Genomic DNA, 14,754 nt, shown 5'->3' on the forward strand with positions numbered 1-14,754 from the left:
GCTGTCGGCCGGCCTCAGCCGGGGTCAGCCGGGGTCACAACTTTGGTTTCACTTGCGGCGCGTGAATTCGGTCGAATTCACCAGCGCCCAGAGAATGTCTTCGAAGGCTTCGGCGCGATCCGGGCTGGCGGTGACGTACGACAGGCAGGTCGCCAGCTCGACTTGCTCCGGCTCGCGTGCCAGGCAGCGCAAGTACAGTTCGGTGGCGATCGTTTCGTCGTCGGCGTTCTCGGCCAGTAGCTTGTTGAGAACCGTGTTGGAGTTCTTGGCGCTAATGGCCCGGTTCAAGAACGGAGAGTTCATCATCAACAAAGCCTGCGGAATCGAAGCCGCGACCTCGTCGCGCGGGGCGCTCGGATCGTAGCCGAACGTGCGCTCGAACTCAGCCCGTGGCCCCCGTGCGAATCGCTGCGCGCCCAGCCCCTGCTGCCCCGCCGGCGGCGCGAATTGCGATTCGTCGATCGCCAGCGCCGCGGCCAATGCACTGAAAACCTGGTCCGCACGGAGCGGTTGTGGGCAGTTGGCGGCAAAGGTGGTCGGGCCCTCTTCGTTCGGCGAACGGCTGGCACGCTGATACGCCTCGGTGGCCATGATCGTGCGCAGCAGCCATTTCACGTCGTAGCGGTGATTGGCGAATTCCTGGGACAGAAGCTCGATCGTCTTCGGGGCGGTCGGCGTCCGGTCGGGGCCTAGATCGTCAATCGGTTCGTAAAAGCCGTGGCCCACCAACTCGGCCCACATGCGGTTGACAAGCGCCTTCGCGAACCAGGGATTCGACGGCGCCGTGATCCACTCGGCAAGCTGTTGGCGACGATCGGCATCCTTGGTGCCCAGTTCCAGTTTCTGGCCGCTAACGAAAAACACCGGCGTCATTTGCGTGCCCGCGGCGCTGGGGTCTTGCAGGTCGGGCATGAAGTGCTCGGGGCTGCCGTTCTTGCCGTTCGGTTTCTTCGACGGCCGGCCTGCGTCGCGCGACGCGATCGCGAAGCTGACCCGCTTCTCTCCGTCGCGCACGGGACGTACGGTCACGCGTGGGAAGAAGGCCGCCAGTTCATGGAATTGCTCGCGCGTCCAACGGTCGGTTTTATGGTCGTGGCACTGGGCGCACTGAATTTGAATGCCCAGGAAGATCCGCGCCGTCTCGGCGGCAATATCGACTGCCTGGCCCATCTGCGCCATGATCAGCGCCGTGTTGCCGTTTTCGCGCACGTCACCACTGGCGGTGATGAAGGCCTTGGCGATCGAGTCCCAGCCGGCCCCTTGATTCAACTGCTCGGTCAGAAACTTCGTCACACTCTGTCGCGTGATCAGCGACCGATCGTCGGTCCGGCGGAACAGGATCATGTCGCGAAAGTAGCGCGCCCAGTTCTCGCCATAACGCGGATCGGCCAGCAGTCGTTCGACCGCCCGGTCGCGCTTGTCCGCGGCCGGATCGAGGGCAAAGGCCGTGATCTCGGCCGGTGTCGGCAGCGCTCCGACCAGATCTTGCGAAGCGCGGCGCAGGAACGCCTCGTCATCCGTCCGACCGGCCACCGGCATGCTATCGGCGTTGGTCGGCAATTCGGCCCGAAGCTGGGTGTCGATCGTCTGCGCGAGAACCAGGGCCGAGGCTGACGCCGGATCCTGCTCGGCACGGATCATTCCGATCATGGAAATCGAAAGCCCGGCGGCTGCAGCCACCCCCATCGCGAGGGGAACACGGAACCGCGTGGAAACGGCGGGAAACATTGAGCTAGCACTCCCGGCGGGCAGGTTGGCAGAGTGGGCATCCTAACACTCGGCACACATTGAACACCACGGATGGGTTGCAGGTTTCGCCGTTCTGGTCAGGAACGTCGACCCCGGCATAATGTCATGGCTCCTGGTCCACATGGCGGTTCAGGCCCCCGCTTGTCGCGACGGGCCAGATTTCGATACTGGTGCCGGCCAGTCACTTCAGGAAGCTTGGGGACGGTCCGGGCGGGCCGTTTTCGCACGGGAGCGCTATGAGTCAGATTCGCCTCGGATTAATCGGTTGCGGATTTGTCGGCCGGTTGCACGCCCAGCGCTTGCGGAACGACCCGCGAGCCGCGATCGTGGCCTGTTGCGACCCGGACGCTGCCGCGGCCCGGGCGTTTGTCGCCGAATACGCCCCCGGAGCCGCTATAGAATCCGACCCCGCGGATTGTATCGGCCGGCACCGGCTCGACGCTGTCGTGATCTGCTCCCCCACCCCGCTGCATTATCAGCAGGTGTACACCGCCTTTGACCACGGACTGGACGTTCTGTGCGAGAAGCCGCTGTGCAGCGGCCGAGAGCAGATCCTCGACCTGGTCGAGCGGCATCGTCATCAGGGGCGCGTCCTGTCGGTTTCGTACCAGCGGCGCTACAAATCGATCTATCTCACGGCGCGCCGTGAGTTGACGGAGAATGCTTCTTACTATGGGCCGCTAAGGCAGGTGCACATCTTTGTCTGCGAGCGCTGGCACCAGGGCATCATCGGCACCTGGCGCGACGATCCGAACGTTGGGGCCGGCTATTTTGGTGATGCCGGCAGCCACCAGGTTGACATCGTGCACTACCTGACGGGGCAACAAGCCGAGGCGCTCTACGCCACGAGCGACAAGCGCGGCAGCCGGGTGGAAATCGTCACCCAGGTGATGGCCCGACTTACGGGCGGGGCCAGCCTGGCGGCGCACTTCGTCGGCGACGCCAACCACTGGCGCGAAGACATTCACTTTCATTGCCGGGAAGCCGACCTGCTGATCCGCGGCGAGCAGTTGTTTCGCGCCAAGAACAACCACGTCGAGCCGGTGCCCGATCTGTTGCCCGAGGGCTCGCCCGATAGCGCCTTTCTCGACGCGATTGCGAGCCGGCGGCCGACGATCTCACCGGCCGAGGCGGCGCTGCCGCTTTACGACTGGACGGCGGCCGTGCTGGAATCAGCCCGCGAAGGGCGCTGGATCACGCTGCCGAAGGCGGAGGTCTTCGAGTAGTCGCAATTTACGAATCCTGGCGTGCCATGCTTTTTCGCCGCAGGCGAATAAGCATGCCGTGACCGTTGCGCGGCGACGTGGAGAATACGAATGCATCCAGGGATTTCACAGATTCCGCCGATGATACGAAGACGCACACGGCGTTCGGCCGTTGTCCGCGCGCGGCAATCGTAATCTGCGTCAATCTGCGAAATCTGAGGATGGATTCCTCCGATTGCGCTGCGTGAATGCCCTGCGGAGCATGCTTATTCGCTGACGCGAAAAAGCATGGCACACGGGTCTGCACTCACGCCCGCACCACGATCACGTGCCACTTTCCGGGCCCGTGGACGCCGGTGGTGAGCGTGAATTCGACGTCTCCCGTTTTGCTGGGGCCGGTGATGAACGCCAAATTGCTGGGCAGGTTCTCGTACCCGGCTCGCTGCACTTCGGTAAACAGATCGAAGAGGTCGGGCAGAATCTGCGATCGCTCGACAATCGCGACGTGAACCGGCGGTAGCAGGCTGGCCAGGCGCTCGCGGCCCGGTTCGGACATCATGACCAGGCTGCCCGTTTCGGCGATGGCGAACGTGACGCTCGTGATGCCGATATCGGCGGCGAGAATACGCTGGCGTTGCTCGTTCGGGGGAAGAGCCGCCAAGCCATCGTGCGTGAGCCTGGCGATGCCGCGCTCAGCAAGAAAGCTGTCCACCGCGAGCCTTTCTAAAACCGGATGCTGCCAGCACAACGCTGTTTTCGGCCGATACTGCTCGATGAGCGTTGATAGAACCTCGCGCGCGGCCGGCAGATCATCGACGACCGTGGCTTGCCCACCCACGGCCGTGATTTCGACTGCCAGTTGCCCGGGCAGATCATCGCCGGCGCCGACGTAGCCCGCCGAATTGGGAATCGTTGCGTCGGCGTGCACGCGATAGGCGCGCCCCGCTTCGGCGGCGCTGCGCACGCGGGCCAGGAATTCCTCGCGCTTCACGTCGGACCTTCCTTTCCCTCGCTCTCCCACCAATCGCGAAAGCGCTCGCGCGCCGGCGCCGGGAAATCGCGGCTGTCGGTCCAACCCTGCAAGCCGCCGGGAAGTTTTCGCATCCACCGCTGCGACCAGAGGCGCCCCGCGGTGCGCGTCGCCAACCAGGTGCCGAGTCGGTACATGGTCGGGCTGCGCATCATCCGCGCCCACAGGCCATAGGCCCACGACTCGATGCGTCCCAGTTCGCCCGGCTCGTGATGCAATTGCTCGCGCAGCTGGATGAGCATCTCGGGTATGGCGATCTTCACCGGGCAGGCCGCCTGGCAGGCGCCGCACAAGCTCGAGGCATGAGGCAGATGATGATTCGCCACCAGCCCGTCGTAGAGCGGCGTCAACACGGCGCCGATGGGCCCGGAATAGATACCGCCATAGGCATGGCCGCCGATGTTGCGAAAGATCGGGCAGGCATTCAGGCAGGCACCGCAGCGAATGCAAAACAGGCTCTCGCGCAAGGGGCCGCTCAAGATTCGCGTGCGCCCGTTATCCAGGAGTACCAGGTGGAACTCCTCGGGCCCGTCCAGCTCACCGTCACGACGTGCCCCGGTAATCAAGGACGTGTAGACCGACATCTTCTGCCCGGTCGCGCCGCGAGCGAGGATTTTCAAGAAGACGGGCAAGTCTTCCATCCGCGGAATGATTTTCTCAATGCCCACCACCGCCACGTGGACGCGGGGCATGCCGGTCGAAAGGCGGATATTGCCCTCGTTCTCCAAGAGCACGATCGTGCCGGTCTCGGCCACGACGAAGTTCGCGCCGGTAATGCCGGCGTCGGCCGTGGCAAAAGCGTCGCGCAAGCGTTTACGGGCGAAGGCGGCCAGCTTTGTTGCGTCTGGCGGGAGAGTTTCGCCGGCAACGGGGCTGAGAATCTCGGCCACGTGCGTGGCGCGCAAGTGAATCGCCGGGGCCACGATGTGCGAAGGGCGCTGTCCCGCGACTTGAATGATGTACTCGCCGAAATCGGTCTCGATCGGCTCGATGCCGGCCGCTTCGAGCGCCGGATTGAGATTAATCTCTTCGCTGGTCATCGACTTGCTTTTGACGGCCCGCCGCACTCCCGATTTTTGCAAGATGTCGACAACGATCTGGCAGGCAGCGGCGCCATCGGCGGCGAAATGAACTTTTCCGCCGCGGGCTTGCACGCTCGCTTCCAGCGTCTCCAGATGCTTGTCCAACTCGGCCAGGGTGGCGTCCTTGATGGCGCGTGCCTTTTCACGCATCTGTGCCGAGGCAGGATAGGCGGCGAACGCCGCCGCGTTGCGATGCCCCAGCGACGAACCCAACAGCGACAGCGACGATTGCAGGTTCTTGTCGACGAGCGCTTCGGCGCTGGCGGCCAGGAATTCGTGATGCGGGTGGCGTGTGTAATCGGTGGTCGATGTCATGGTGTCTCGAATCTTGATCCTGATCTGCCCTACGGCGCCGCGAAAACGCCGCCCGCCAACATGCGCACCAAAAGCGCCGCCACTGGCAGCACACCCACGACGGCCGCGAAAGCCACGATGCCGCGCGGCGGTGGATCGCGTCGCATCCGCATCACGATCACCATTAGCCCCAGCGATACCAACCCCACCACAAGCGCCGCAAAAAACAGCATCGCCGCCAGCGCCCGGATCGCCGGCACCTCGCCGTTGACCAAAAGCAGAAAAGCCCGCGCCGCCACGAAACCCAATTCGCAGACGAGCGCCGTCATGACCGACAGCATCCAGGCCACGGTGACGAATTCGACCGTCGGGTTCGGATCGCGCGCTACAGGAGGTTCGGATTGAGGCTTCTTGCGCTTCGGCATGAGCGTATTGTCACCGCGGCCGAGACTTTGGCAACCGAGATCGTCACGGTCTCAAGATTCACTCGGCCGCTGCGTCGCGATCGAAAATCGTTCCGTGCGTATCGAGCCCGAGCCACAACATTCCCCCGGCAATGTAAATGCCGGCGACGAAGGCGGGGATCCAAGTCCAACTTCCGGTGATTGCGATCAACTTGCCGACCACGATCGGAAAAACCGTTGCCCCGACGTTGCCCCCCATGTTCATAATGCCGAACACGGTGGGCACGTGTCGGCCCCCCATATCGATCGTGATGGCATAGGCCGCGGGGCCCGCGATCGAGCCGAAGAACGCGGCGCCAGTGAACAGCACAAGGGCCGTACGGGCACTGGTCGCAAAGCCTGCGGCCAAGAAAAAGGCGGCACAAGTAAGCATCGTCACGACCGACAGCCATTTACGACTGACGCGGCGGCTGCCAGTGCGGGCGAGTAGCCAGTCGGACCAGATGCCACCAATCGGCGAGCCCACGGTCACGGCGACGAGCGCAATGCTCGTCAAAATGCCGGCTTCTTCCACGGACGATCCGTATTCCTCTTGCACGTATTTTGGGAACCAACTGAGAAAGAGCGCATAGCCCGCCGCACGAAAGAACTGCTGCGCCGAGATTAGCCACAGCGGCACGCTCGTGAGCAGCACCAGCCAGGGAGTGGGTTCAAGTTCCGACTCAGTCGGCGCGTTCACCTCTTTCTCTGAAGCGCCCGCGCCAATCTTGGCAAGTTCGGCGGGACTTACGCTTGTGTGCTCGGCCGGTCGATTGCGAAACCACCAATAAAAGCCGACGGCCCACAGAATGCCTGGAAATCCGACGAGTACGAACGCGCCGCGCCAGCCGACGTATTCGTGCTTCAGCAGCCACCCGCCCAGCGCCACGGCCGCCGCACCGCCGGCCGACATGAATCCGGTCAAGAGGCCGCTGGCCACGGCGCGCTCGGTGCGCGGAAACCAGTGAGCGAACGACGACGTGCAGGCGGGAAAAATCCCCGCCTGGAACGTGCCGGTCCCCAGGCGCCAGAACATGAGCGAGGGCAGGCCCGACGCTGCGCCGGTGAAGGTGGCGGCGATCGAGCATCCCGCCATGCTCACGGCCAAGGCCGCGCGGCTTCCCCAGCGACCAGCCAACCAGCCGGCGGGAATCTGAAACAACGAATAGCTAAGGAAGAACGCCCCCAGCGCCCAGCCAAAGGCTTCGTCCGACAGCGACAACTCGTCTTGCACGGCCGTGGCGCACAGGCCCAGCAGGGGGCGCGGCCCGTACGCGAGGGCCGCCGCCAGGCAGAACCAGCCGAGCACCAGGTAGCGAACCGGCAGCCGGATTCGGCGCGATGCGCTCGACTCGTTGCTCACCGAACTGTCATGCATCGGATACTTGGACGGGTTTCGTAATTCGAGCTGCGCCGCCACAATCGCTGGTGGTGTCAATCGCAACAAGCCGCCAATTGACTGCGGTTGCGCGCGACTGTCAACAAAGACGCTTCCGTAGTCGCTCCGGCGTACACGTCCGGAAGTGCACGTTGTGCCTGCTATAATGCCGCCGCCGAATCGAGGCACGCCTGATGACCTTACCAGCCCGAAACGCCAGCGAAAGATAGCTTCGTCGCGCAGAAGAACCCTCGCTAGCGCTTCGGGCTAATGTTGGAGAGTCTCCGAGCAATTCGAACCAAAACGCTTCGACGAAGAACGCATGAAAATCACCGCCATCGAAACGCACGTTTGCAACGCCCGCATGCGGAACTGGATCTTCGTCAAGGTCCTGACCGATCAGCCGGGACTGTGGGGGTGGGGCGAGGCCACGCTCGAGTGGCACACCCGCGCCGTGGTCGGCGCCATCGAGGATCTGGCGCCGCTCTTGATCGGCGAAGATCCGACGCGCGTCGAGCATCTCTGGCAAATGATGTTTCGCCAGCACTTCTGGCACGGCAACGGCGTCGTGCGCGGCACGGCCATCAGCGGCATCGACATCGCGCTGTGGGACATCGTGGGCAAGCTGCACGGCGTCCCCTGCCACAAACTTTGGGGCGGTCCCGTGCGCGATTACATTCGCACGTATTGCCACCTGGGCGGCGGGCGGATGGAAGATATGTACGAATCCGCGCCGGGCGACGCGCCGCGCTTCGCCGAGTTGGCGGCCCGCGCCGTGGACGAAGGCTTTACGGCCATGAAAACCATGGCCGTGCCCGAGACCGGGCCGCTCGAAGGGCTACGCCCGATCCGCTATGCCGAGGCGTGCGTTCGCGCGATGCGTGACGCGGTCGGCGACGGCATCGATCTGATGGTCGACTGCCACGCGCGCCCGTCGCCGCGCATGGGGTTGCTGTTTGCGAAAGCGCTCGAGCCGTACGAACTTTACTGGCTGGAAGAACCGTGCTGGCCCGAGGCGCCGGCCGCGATGGCCGACATTCAGCACGCCGTGCGCACGCCGATCGCGACGGGCGAACGACTGATCGGCATTCACGCGTTTCGCGAGTTCTTCGAGCGCCGCGCGTTCAGCGTGGCTCAGCCCGACATCACGCATACCGGCGGACTGTCCGAGGCACGGCGGATCGCGGCGCTGGCCGAGGCGTACCGGGTGGCACTTGCCCCGCACAATCCGCAAGGGCCGGTCAGCACGGCGGCGTCGCTGGAATTCGGTTTCGCCACGCCCAGCTACATCATCTGCGAATCGGTCCACCTCGACGTTCCCTGGCGGCAAGAGATTGTCACCGAGGGCTTCACGGTCGAGCGTGCCGGCCGCATCGTCCGCTCCAGCACCAAGCCCGGTTTGGGCATCGAAATCAACGAAGCCGCGATCCGCAAGCATCCGTTCGAGCAAGAGCTACCGCAACGCACGTTCTACGCCGACGGCAGCGTGGGGGATTGGTAAACTGTATAGTCGTAAGTTGCTCGTACAGCCTGGAGGAAGTCGATGCGCGACCTCTTGATTGAGTCACTTGAATCGGCGATGGTTTCGCTTCAGAAGCAAGCCCAACTTGTTGAGCTTGTAAATGTCGACGAGTCAACATTTCGGTCCTTCGTAATGGCGGAGATACAACAACGATGCGCGAGAGCTCGACTCCAAACGGAATGGGAACGGATCGACCTACTTATCAACGTCGACAACGACTTCGCCGCTGTGGAGTTCAAGTTCTACGTTCATAGACGGCACTTCGACTTGACCGGAGAGTTCGTCCGATGGAAGGGCTGCGCCGGGCCGAAAAATACGCGCGAGTTTGAAACCTGCCTTTCGAAACTTCGTAGGCTGCACTGGCCAGAAATCGGCAATCGGTTTCTCGTGCTCGTCTATGAGAACGATAACACTGTTGATCGTAAGTTCCGGTTCCACGATGCCTACGACGACTTGACAGAATACGAGGTGCATGGGGATCAATTGTTTGTAATTCGGAGCCCTCTCAGAGACGTCACCTGTAAGTTACTCAAGGTAGGGCAACTGGACTCGACCAAGCTTGTGGATGGCGTCGTGCTATCGTGATCGACGGCCTGGGCCGTCGAAACGTAGCGAAGGCAACGGTACCACTTCTCACGGAATTATCGCTGGAAGATTGGTAGACGCAGCTTCGTACGATTGATCGTTCGACACACGCACACGGAGGTGCCTCATGCCTGATAGCGACAACGACCGCCATGTCGCTTTGCTGCCGGGTGCCATACACCTCGCGTTCTTTGTGCGCTATGCCATGCTGGTGCCGGCGGCGCTTTTGCTGCTGGCCTTGCTCGGATGGCAGTTTCGCACCAATACGATCCTCGGGAACATGTTCCTGGTCGATGGCCGGCACCAGATGTTCCACTTGACGTGGCTCGCGCTTGTGGCCGTGGCGCTATCGATGGTCGAGGCACGGGTCACGCTTTTGAACGCCAAGGATCGCTTTCGCGATTGTCCGAACTGGGATTTCGACGGCCCTTCGTTCACGTTCGCCTGGAGCGTGTTGTGGATCGTGATCTGGCTCGCGATCGGCCTGACGGTGCCGTTGGTCTGTGCCTGGGCGACGCCGTATGGCAACACGGGCAGCGCGCCAACGGCGGCGCAAATGGTCGAGCATGCCGGGCTGCCGATGCTGGCCGGCATCGGCGCCGCGATCGCCCTGCTGATCGTGGCCAGCGGGACGGCACGCTTCGCGATCGGCCACCAGTTGACCGCCGCCGAGCTACTGCCCAGCGACGCCTTGTTCCGCCGGCTGGCGGGCACGCGTTTGGTCGCATCGATCGATGCCCTGGCCGCGTACCTGCTGCAGTCGGCGGCCGGCTACAGCGAGCGGGTCACCGGCGAAGGCGTGTCGCCCGACGATCCGCCGATCTATCGCATGCGTCCCGGCCACGCACAGTTGTTCTTGACACTCTTTCTGGCGCTGTTGGGCTACGCGGCCGTCTACTTCGTGGTGAAGCCAACCGACGTCTCGGTGCCGGTGCTGTTCTACGTGATCATGATCCTGATCATCGCCGGAGTGCTGTTGACCGCGGCCTCATTCTGGTTGGATCTATACCGGCTGCCGGTGCCGATCGTACTGTTGACCGCCGGCGTGCTCTTGAGCCTGGCGTCGCGGAACGATCATTACTTCAAAATGCAGCGTCGTGGGGCCACCTCACCCGACCCGCCGACGTTTTACGAAGTCGTCCGCCAATGGCAGCCCGGCGATGATGCGACGAATCTGCTGGCCCTGCCGCGCGGCAAAGACGGCAAGCGCACGCTGGTCGTGGTGGCCGCGGCGGGCGGCGGTATTCAAGCCACGGCCTGGACCGCCAAGGTGCTGACCGAATTGCACCGCCGCTTTGGCGTTGCTTTCACACGCAGTGTCCGGCTCACGAGCGGAGTCTCCGGTGGCAGCGTGGGTTTGATGTACTACCTGGATCGGTACGCGGAACTCACCGGTGCGAAGTCTCCCGAGGAAACCAACGCCGCGATCGCGGCGATCAACGACAATGCACGCGCTTCGAGCCTCGAAGCCACGGCCTGGGGCGTGGCGTTCTACGACCTGGTGCCCACGATATTGCCGGTGCGGCGCGTGTGGCCGGGCCTGTTGCGCGATCGCGGCACGGTGCTCGAGGATCTGTGGTCGGCGCGCCTCGCGCATCATGACTCGTCAACCTACACGGTGCGGCGCATGCTGCACGATATCGAAAAGTCGGCCGCACCGATTCCTATTTTCAACAGCACCAACGGCAGCACCGGCGCGCGGTTTCTTTGGTCGCCCATCCGGCTGATCGAACGCGACAGCGGTCGGGTGTGCGATCCCGAGGAGTTGGTCCAGGCCTATCCCAACTGGGACTTGAGCGTGGTGGCAGCCGCCCGGCTTTCGGCCACGTTCTCCTACGTCTCGCCGATTTGCCGGCCCGTCTTCGACGACGAACCGTATCCCCGCGTCCCCTTCGCCGACGGGGGCTACGCCGAGAACGAAGGCATCTTGACCGTGATCCAGACGTTGACGCAGTTATTGTCGCATTATCAAACCGACGAGACGTCGAACGAGTCGCCGCCGTTCGACCGGATTCTGATCGTGCGGATTCTGCCGTTCGCCGGCGCGCAGCCACAGCCGCGCACCACCTACGACGGGCAGGACGAAGCGCTCGAAGACCAGGTTTCCAGCTCGGCCTGGCGGCGGGCGCTGACGGGCCCCTTGGAACTGCTCACGCAAGTACGCGAATCCTCGCAGTCCGAGCGCGGCGAATGGGAAGCCGCGCAGATGCAGGCCATGCTCATCGCCGAAGTGCGCCGCTGGGCCGACCGCGCCGGCCGGCGCGAGGCCGCGCGGGCCAATGCCGACGCGAATGCGGCTGCCCCTGGAAACGCCCAGGCAGCGGACGGCGAGCCGCCCACGATGCGCCGCGTGTTGGAGCCTTTCGCCGTCACGCACAACCTGGTGCGGCGGCAAAAGACGGGCGAGGTGACGCCACTCGGTAGCGTACCGGAAGCTCCGACGGCCGCCGAGCAAGCCCATCCGCTGCGCGAACAGCGCCGCCGTCGGGATCAGCCCCCCTTGCAGATCGCGGCCGTCAAGTTCGCCTTCACACTGCCTGGCCATGCGGGCGTCAGCCACGCTGCCAGAATGATCTTCAAGCCCACGAGCGACGAATGGGACGATTATTTCACGCCCCTGTCGTGGAAAATGAATCAGCGCCAGAAAGACGCGATCGACGCCGCCTGGTCCCAGATATCCGACGGCAACCTGGGGGCGCTCTCACCGCTCGAAGAACCACTCTTCTTCGCCCCCGGCGACGAAGAACCGTCGCTGACGATCGAGGACATCTTCGAGCAGGTGCGATGAGATGGGCACGAGTCGTTGAAAAAAACGCACAACCCTTTCCGAATCGGTTACGCGTGCGGCCAGGGAACCTTGCCCTTGGTATTCAGGCACTCGTCAGGGATGCGTAGATCATCGAGCACGCGGCCACCAATGATCGTTTCGTCGACGATGCGCGGCACATCCTCGGCGCGCACGCGGCCGTACCAAATCTGTTGCGGGTAGATCACGACGGTCGGCCCATACTCGCACTGGTCGAGGCAGCCGGCCCGATTCGCTCGCACCGGCGCTTCCAGCTTTCGCCCTTTCAGTTCGGCCGCAAAAAGGTTGCGCAGCGCCTCGCTGGCATCCGGATCGCAGCAGCCGCGCGGGTGGCCGGGCTCGCGGGTGTTGCAGCACACAAACACGTGACAGGCAAACGGAGGCATCGGGATAGCGTTCCTTATATCGGGCCAGGGGTCCTTGCCTGCTTCTCGGGAGGCACGCCGACTGCCCCCCATCGGTTCGCAGGATCAGTTGGGCTTCACCGCGGCACTCTGCTGTTTTTTCAGCTCAATGGCATTTTTCAAATTCTCTTTCGCCCCGTTGAAATCGGGGTCCAACTCGACCAGTCGCTGAAAGCTTTGGATCGCGCGGTCGGCATCTCCCAACTGCCCGAATGCCACGCCTCGATTGCTCAGCGCGTCGAGGTAGTCCTCCTTGATTTCCAGCGCTTTGTCGTACTGGTCGATCGCAGTGCGATAGTCGCCTAGATTGAATAGTGCGTTGCCCCACACATAATGTATCTCGTGCGAATCGGGGTTGAGTTGCGCCGCGATGTGCAAGTGGGAGAGGGCTTCCTGGTTTCTTCCCAAGTTCACCAGTGCCAGGCCAAGCCCGTGTTGGGCACTAGCGGAACGAGGGCTGTAGTCAACGGCGCGCTGAAAACACTTACGAGCGTCTTCCCAGCGCTTCTCCGTGACCAGGAGCGATCCCATTCCGGCGAGCGCGTACACATTATTCGGCTGTCGGTCGAGCACGATCGAGAGATTCTTTTCGGCCTCGTCGATGCGGTGCTGCTCGGCCAGGGCTTCGGCCAGCGAGACGCGTGCCGACAGCAATCTCGGTTCCAGTTGGATTGCCTCCTCGAAATGCGCGATGGCCTCTTCGAGCTGCCCCGGCTCGAATCCGTCGCGTTTACCCTTGTCGAGGATCACGCAGCCGTAGTTGGAATGCGTATACGCGCTCTTCGGGGCGACCTCAAGGCCACGGCGCAACAAATCCGTGGCTTCGTCGCCGCGGTGGGCGCGGAGGAAATGCGCCCCGAGGTTCGAATATGCCACCCACGCCGTCGGGTTCTTTTTGATGACGTCGTTGTACAAGGTCTCAAGGTCGTAGTACGTGAAGCACTGCCGAAAAGAAATCGTGGACAGCACGAGCAAAACCACTCCCAGGATCGATCGCCAGGCCAATTGCAGCGCATGGGGAGAAACCGCGGCCCGGCCGGTGGTCTGAGCGCGTGTGCCGGCCAGCGACGTCAATCGCGCGTCCAGAAGCGCGCAGCCTGCCGCGGCCAGCGCGAACAGCGCCAGCGTCGCGTGATATTGAAAGTGGTCCGCGACGAAGGAGAAGCGGAACGGATAGACGTTGAAAAAGCCGATGGCCGGCACGAGCACGCCGCCAAAAATAAGTGCCGCCGCCAGCGGTCCCCGGCCGGTGCGCTTCCGCGCCAGCCATAACACCACGACCAGGGCCATGGCCGCCGCCGGAAACAGATATTGCCACCACACATGGCCGTCGATATCCCAACGCCGATAAAAGAATATGATCGGGTGCGGCCAGGCCAACTTCGTCGCATAGAACCAAACGGCCCTCCCCGCGATCAGCAGCCGTTCGGCGCGCGTGAAGGACCAATCGTCTCCCTCGGCGCCGACGTGAATGCGCTCGAGCCAGGCCGTCACCATGCCCAGGCCGGCTCCCGCCATGAGAAACGGCACGAGAGGCAATATCTCGCGCCAACCAATGCGCCCGCGGCGCCACCAGTAGATCACCAGCAGCGCGGCCGGCATCGAGGCCACGACCGTCTTGCTCAATAGCGCGCCTGCGAAGAGCACAAGCGCCAGCCCGTAATACAGCCAGCGCCAGCGACCGGATGGCGTGCTGGTCGTCGCCTCATCGACGGGCGCAAATCGCAGATAACATAGCATCGAGGCGAGCACGAGCACTTCGGAGAGGACGTTTTTTCGCTCCGTGATCCAGGCCACCGATTCGACGACCACCGGATGAACGGCAAACAAGGCCGCCGCTAGCCAGGCCCAGGGAACGCCCAGCCGTAGCAACACCCGCCAGGCGAGCAGCACGCCCACCGCGTGCAGCAGCATGTTGTCGACGTGGTAGCCCAACGGATTGAGCTTCCACGCCTGATATTCGAGCCAGAACGTCGTATGCACGAGCGGATAATACTGCGGCAGCGAGAACGGCTCGAACCACGTCGCATACAGGCCCTCCGGCGTCCGCAGATTCAGATTCTTCGTGACGTAGGAATCGTCATCCCAGATGTACTGGTTGCGCAGGGTGGGTGCGAACGTCGCCAGCACCATCGCCACCAAGACCAGGCCCGCCAGCGGCGTGCGAAGCAGTATGCGCCAAGGGTAACGGGCCACGATGTTTTTTTTCTTCGCCGGCTCCCGCGCGCGAGGGACCGCATCGGCCGAGGATCGCTT

At 63.3% G+C, this 14,754-nt stretch carries 11 protein-coding genes; 4 read left to right on the top strand and 7 right to left on the bottom strand.

From position 1 onward, the window contains the following. Nucleotides 1-48: 48 nt before the first annotated feature. The gene (locus VHD36_18680) at nt 49-1,650 is read right to left on the bottom strand and encodes a DUF1549 domain-containing protein (protein HVU89360.1); all 1,602 of its coding nucleotides are present in this window, start codon (nt 1,648-1,650) and stop codon (nt 49-51) included. Nucleotides 1,651-1,985: 335 nt separating this feature from the next. On the opposite strand from VHD36_18680, the gene VHD36_18685 reads away from it, so the two are divergent. Next, a complete protein-coding gene (locus VHD36_18685) occupies nt 1,986-2,975 on the top strand; it encodes a Gfo/Idh/MocA family oxidoreductase (protein ID HVU89361.1) in 990 nt (329 codons plus the stop codon). 286 nt (nt 2,976-3,261) lie between these two features. Here the strand turns inward: VHD36_18685 and VHD36_18690 are convergent, their stop codons facing one another. The 4 genes from VHD36_18690 to VHD36_18705 are packed head-to-tail and all read right to left on the bottom strand — an operon-like array spanning nt 3,262 to nt 7,181. Next, complete coding sequence (locus VHD36_18690) at nt 3,262-3,945, bottom strand: lactate utilization protein C (GenBank protein ID HVU89362.1); 684 nt, start codon at nt 3,943-3,945, stop codon at nt 3,262-3,264. Continuing rightward, on the bottom strand, nt 3,942-5,381 hold the full coding sequence (locus VHD36_18695; protein ID HVU89363.1) for a LutB/LldF family L-lactate oxidation iron-sulfur protein: 1,440 nt from the start codon (nt 5,379-5,381) through the stop codon (nt 3,942-3,944). The genes VHD36_18690 and VHD36_18695 overlap by 4 nt, the downstream gene beginning before the upstream one ends. 29 nt (nt 5,382-5,410) lie before the next feature. Then, nucleotides 5,411-5,785, bottom strand: a complete 375-nt coding sequence (locus VHD36_18700; GenBank protein ID HVU89364.1) for a hypothetical protein — start codon at nt 5,783-5,785, stop codon at nt 5,411-5,413. 58 nt (nt 5,786-5,843) lie between these two features. Next, the gene (locus tag VHD36_18705; GenBank protein HVU89365.1) at nt 5,844-7,181 is read right to left on the bottom strand and encodes an MFS transporter; all 1,338 of its coding nucleotides are present in this window, start codon (nt 7,179-7,181) and stop codon (nt 5,844-5,846) included. A gap of 322 nt (nt 7,182-7,503) precedes the next feature. Here VHD36_18705 and dgoD point away from each other — a divergent pair, with 322 nt between their 5' ends. The 3 genes from dgoD to VHD36_18720 all read left to right on the top strand — a co-directional run bounded on the left by dgoD (nt 7,504) and on the right by VHD36_18720 (nt 12,076). Further along, nucleotides 7,504-8,682: a galactonate dehydratase gene (gene dgoD / locus VHD36_18710; protein ID HVU89366.1), complete on the top strand. Its 1,179-nt coding sequence runs from the start codon at nt 7,504-7,506 to the stop codon at nt 8,680-8,682. A gap of 42 nt (nt 8,683-8,724) precedes the next feature. Continuing rightward, on the top strand, nt 8,725-9,288 hold the full coding sequence (locus tag VHD36_18715) for a hypothetical protein (GenBank protein HVU89367.1): 564 nt from the start codon (nt 8,725-8,727) through the stop codon (nt 9,286-9,288). A 127-nt stretch (nt 9,289-9,415) separates the two neighbouring features. Further along, the gene (locus tag VHD36_18720; protein HVU89368.1) at nt 9,416-12,076 is read left to right on the top strand and encodes a hypothetical protein; all 2,661 of its coding nucleotides are present in this window, start codon (nt 9,416-9,418) and stop codon (nt 12,074-12,076) included. Between the two features lie 47 nt (nt 12,077-12,123). Here VHD36_18720 and VHD36_18725 read toward each other — a convergent pair whose 3' ends face one another. Further along, on the bottom strand, nt 12,124-12,480 hold the full coding sequence (locus VHD36_18725; GenBank protein ID HVU89369.1) for a (2Fe-2S) ferredoxin domain-containing protein: 357 nt from the start codon (nt 12,478-12,480) through the stop codon (nt 12,124-12,126). 84 nt (nt 12,481-12,564) lie between these two features. Continuing rightward, entirely contained in the window at nt 12,565-14,694 is a 2,130-nt protein-coding gene (locus VHD36_18730) for a tetratricopeptide repeat protein (protein HVU89370.1), read from the bottom strand. Nucleotides 14,695-14,754: the final 60 nt, after the last annotated feature.

This window comes from Pirellulales bacterium (assembly GCA_035546535.1).
In the GTDB taxonomy this organism is placed as follows: Bacteria; Planctomycetota; Planctomycetia; order Pirellulales; family JACPPG01; genus JACPPG01.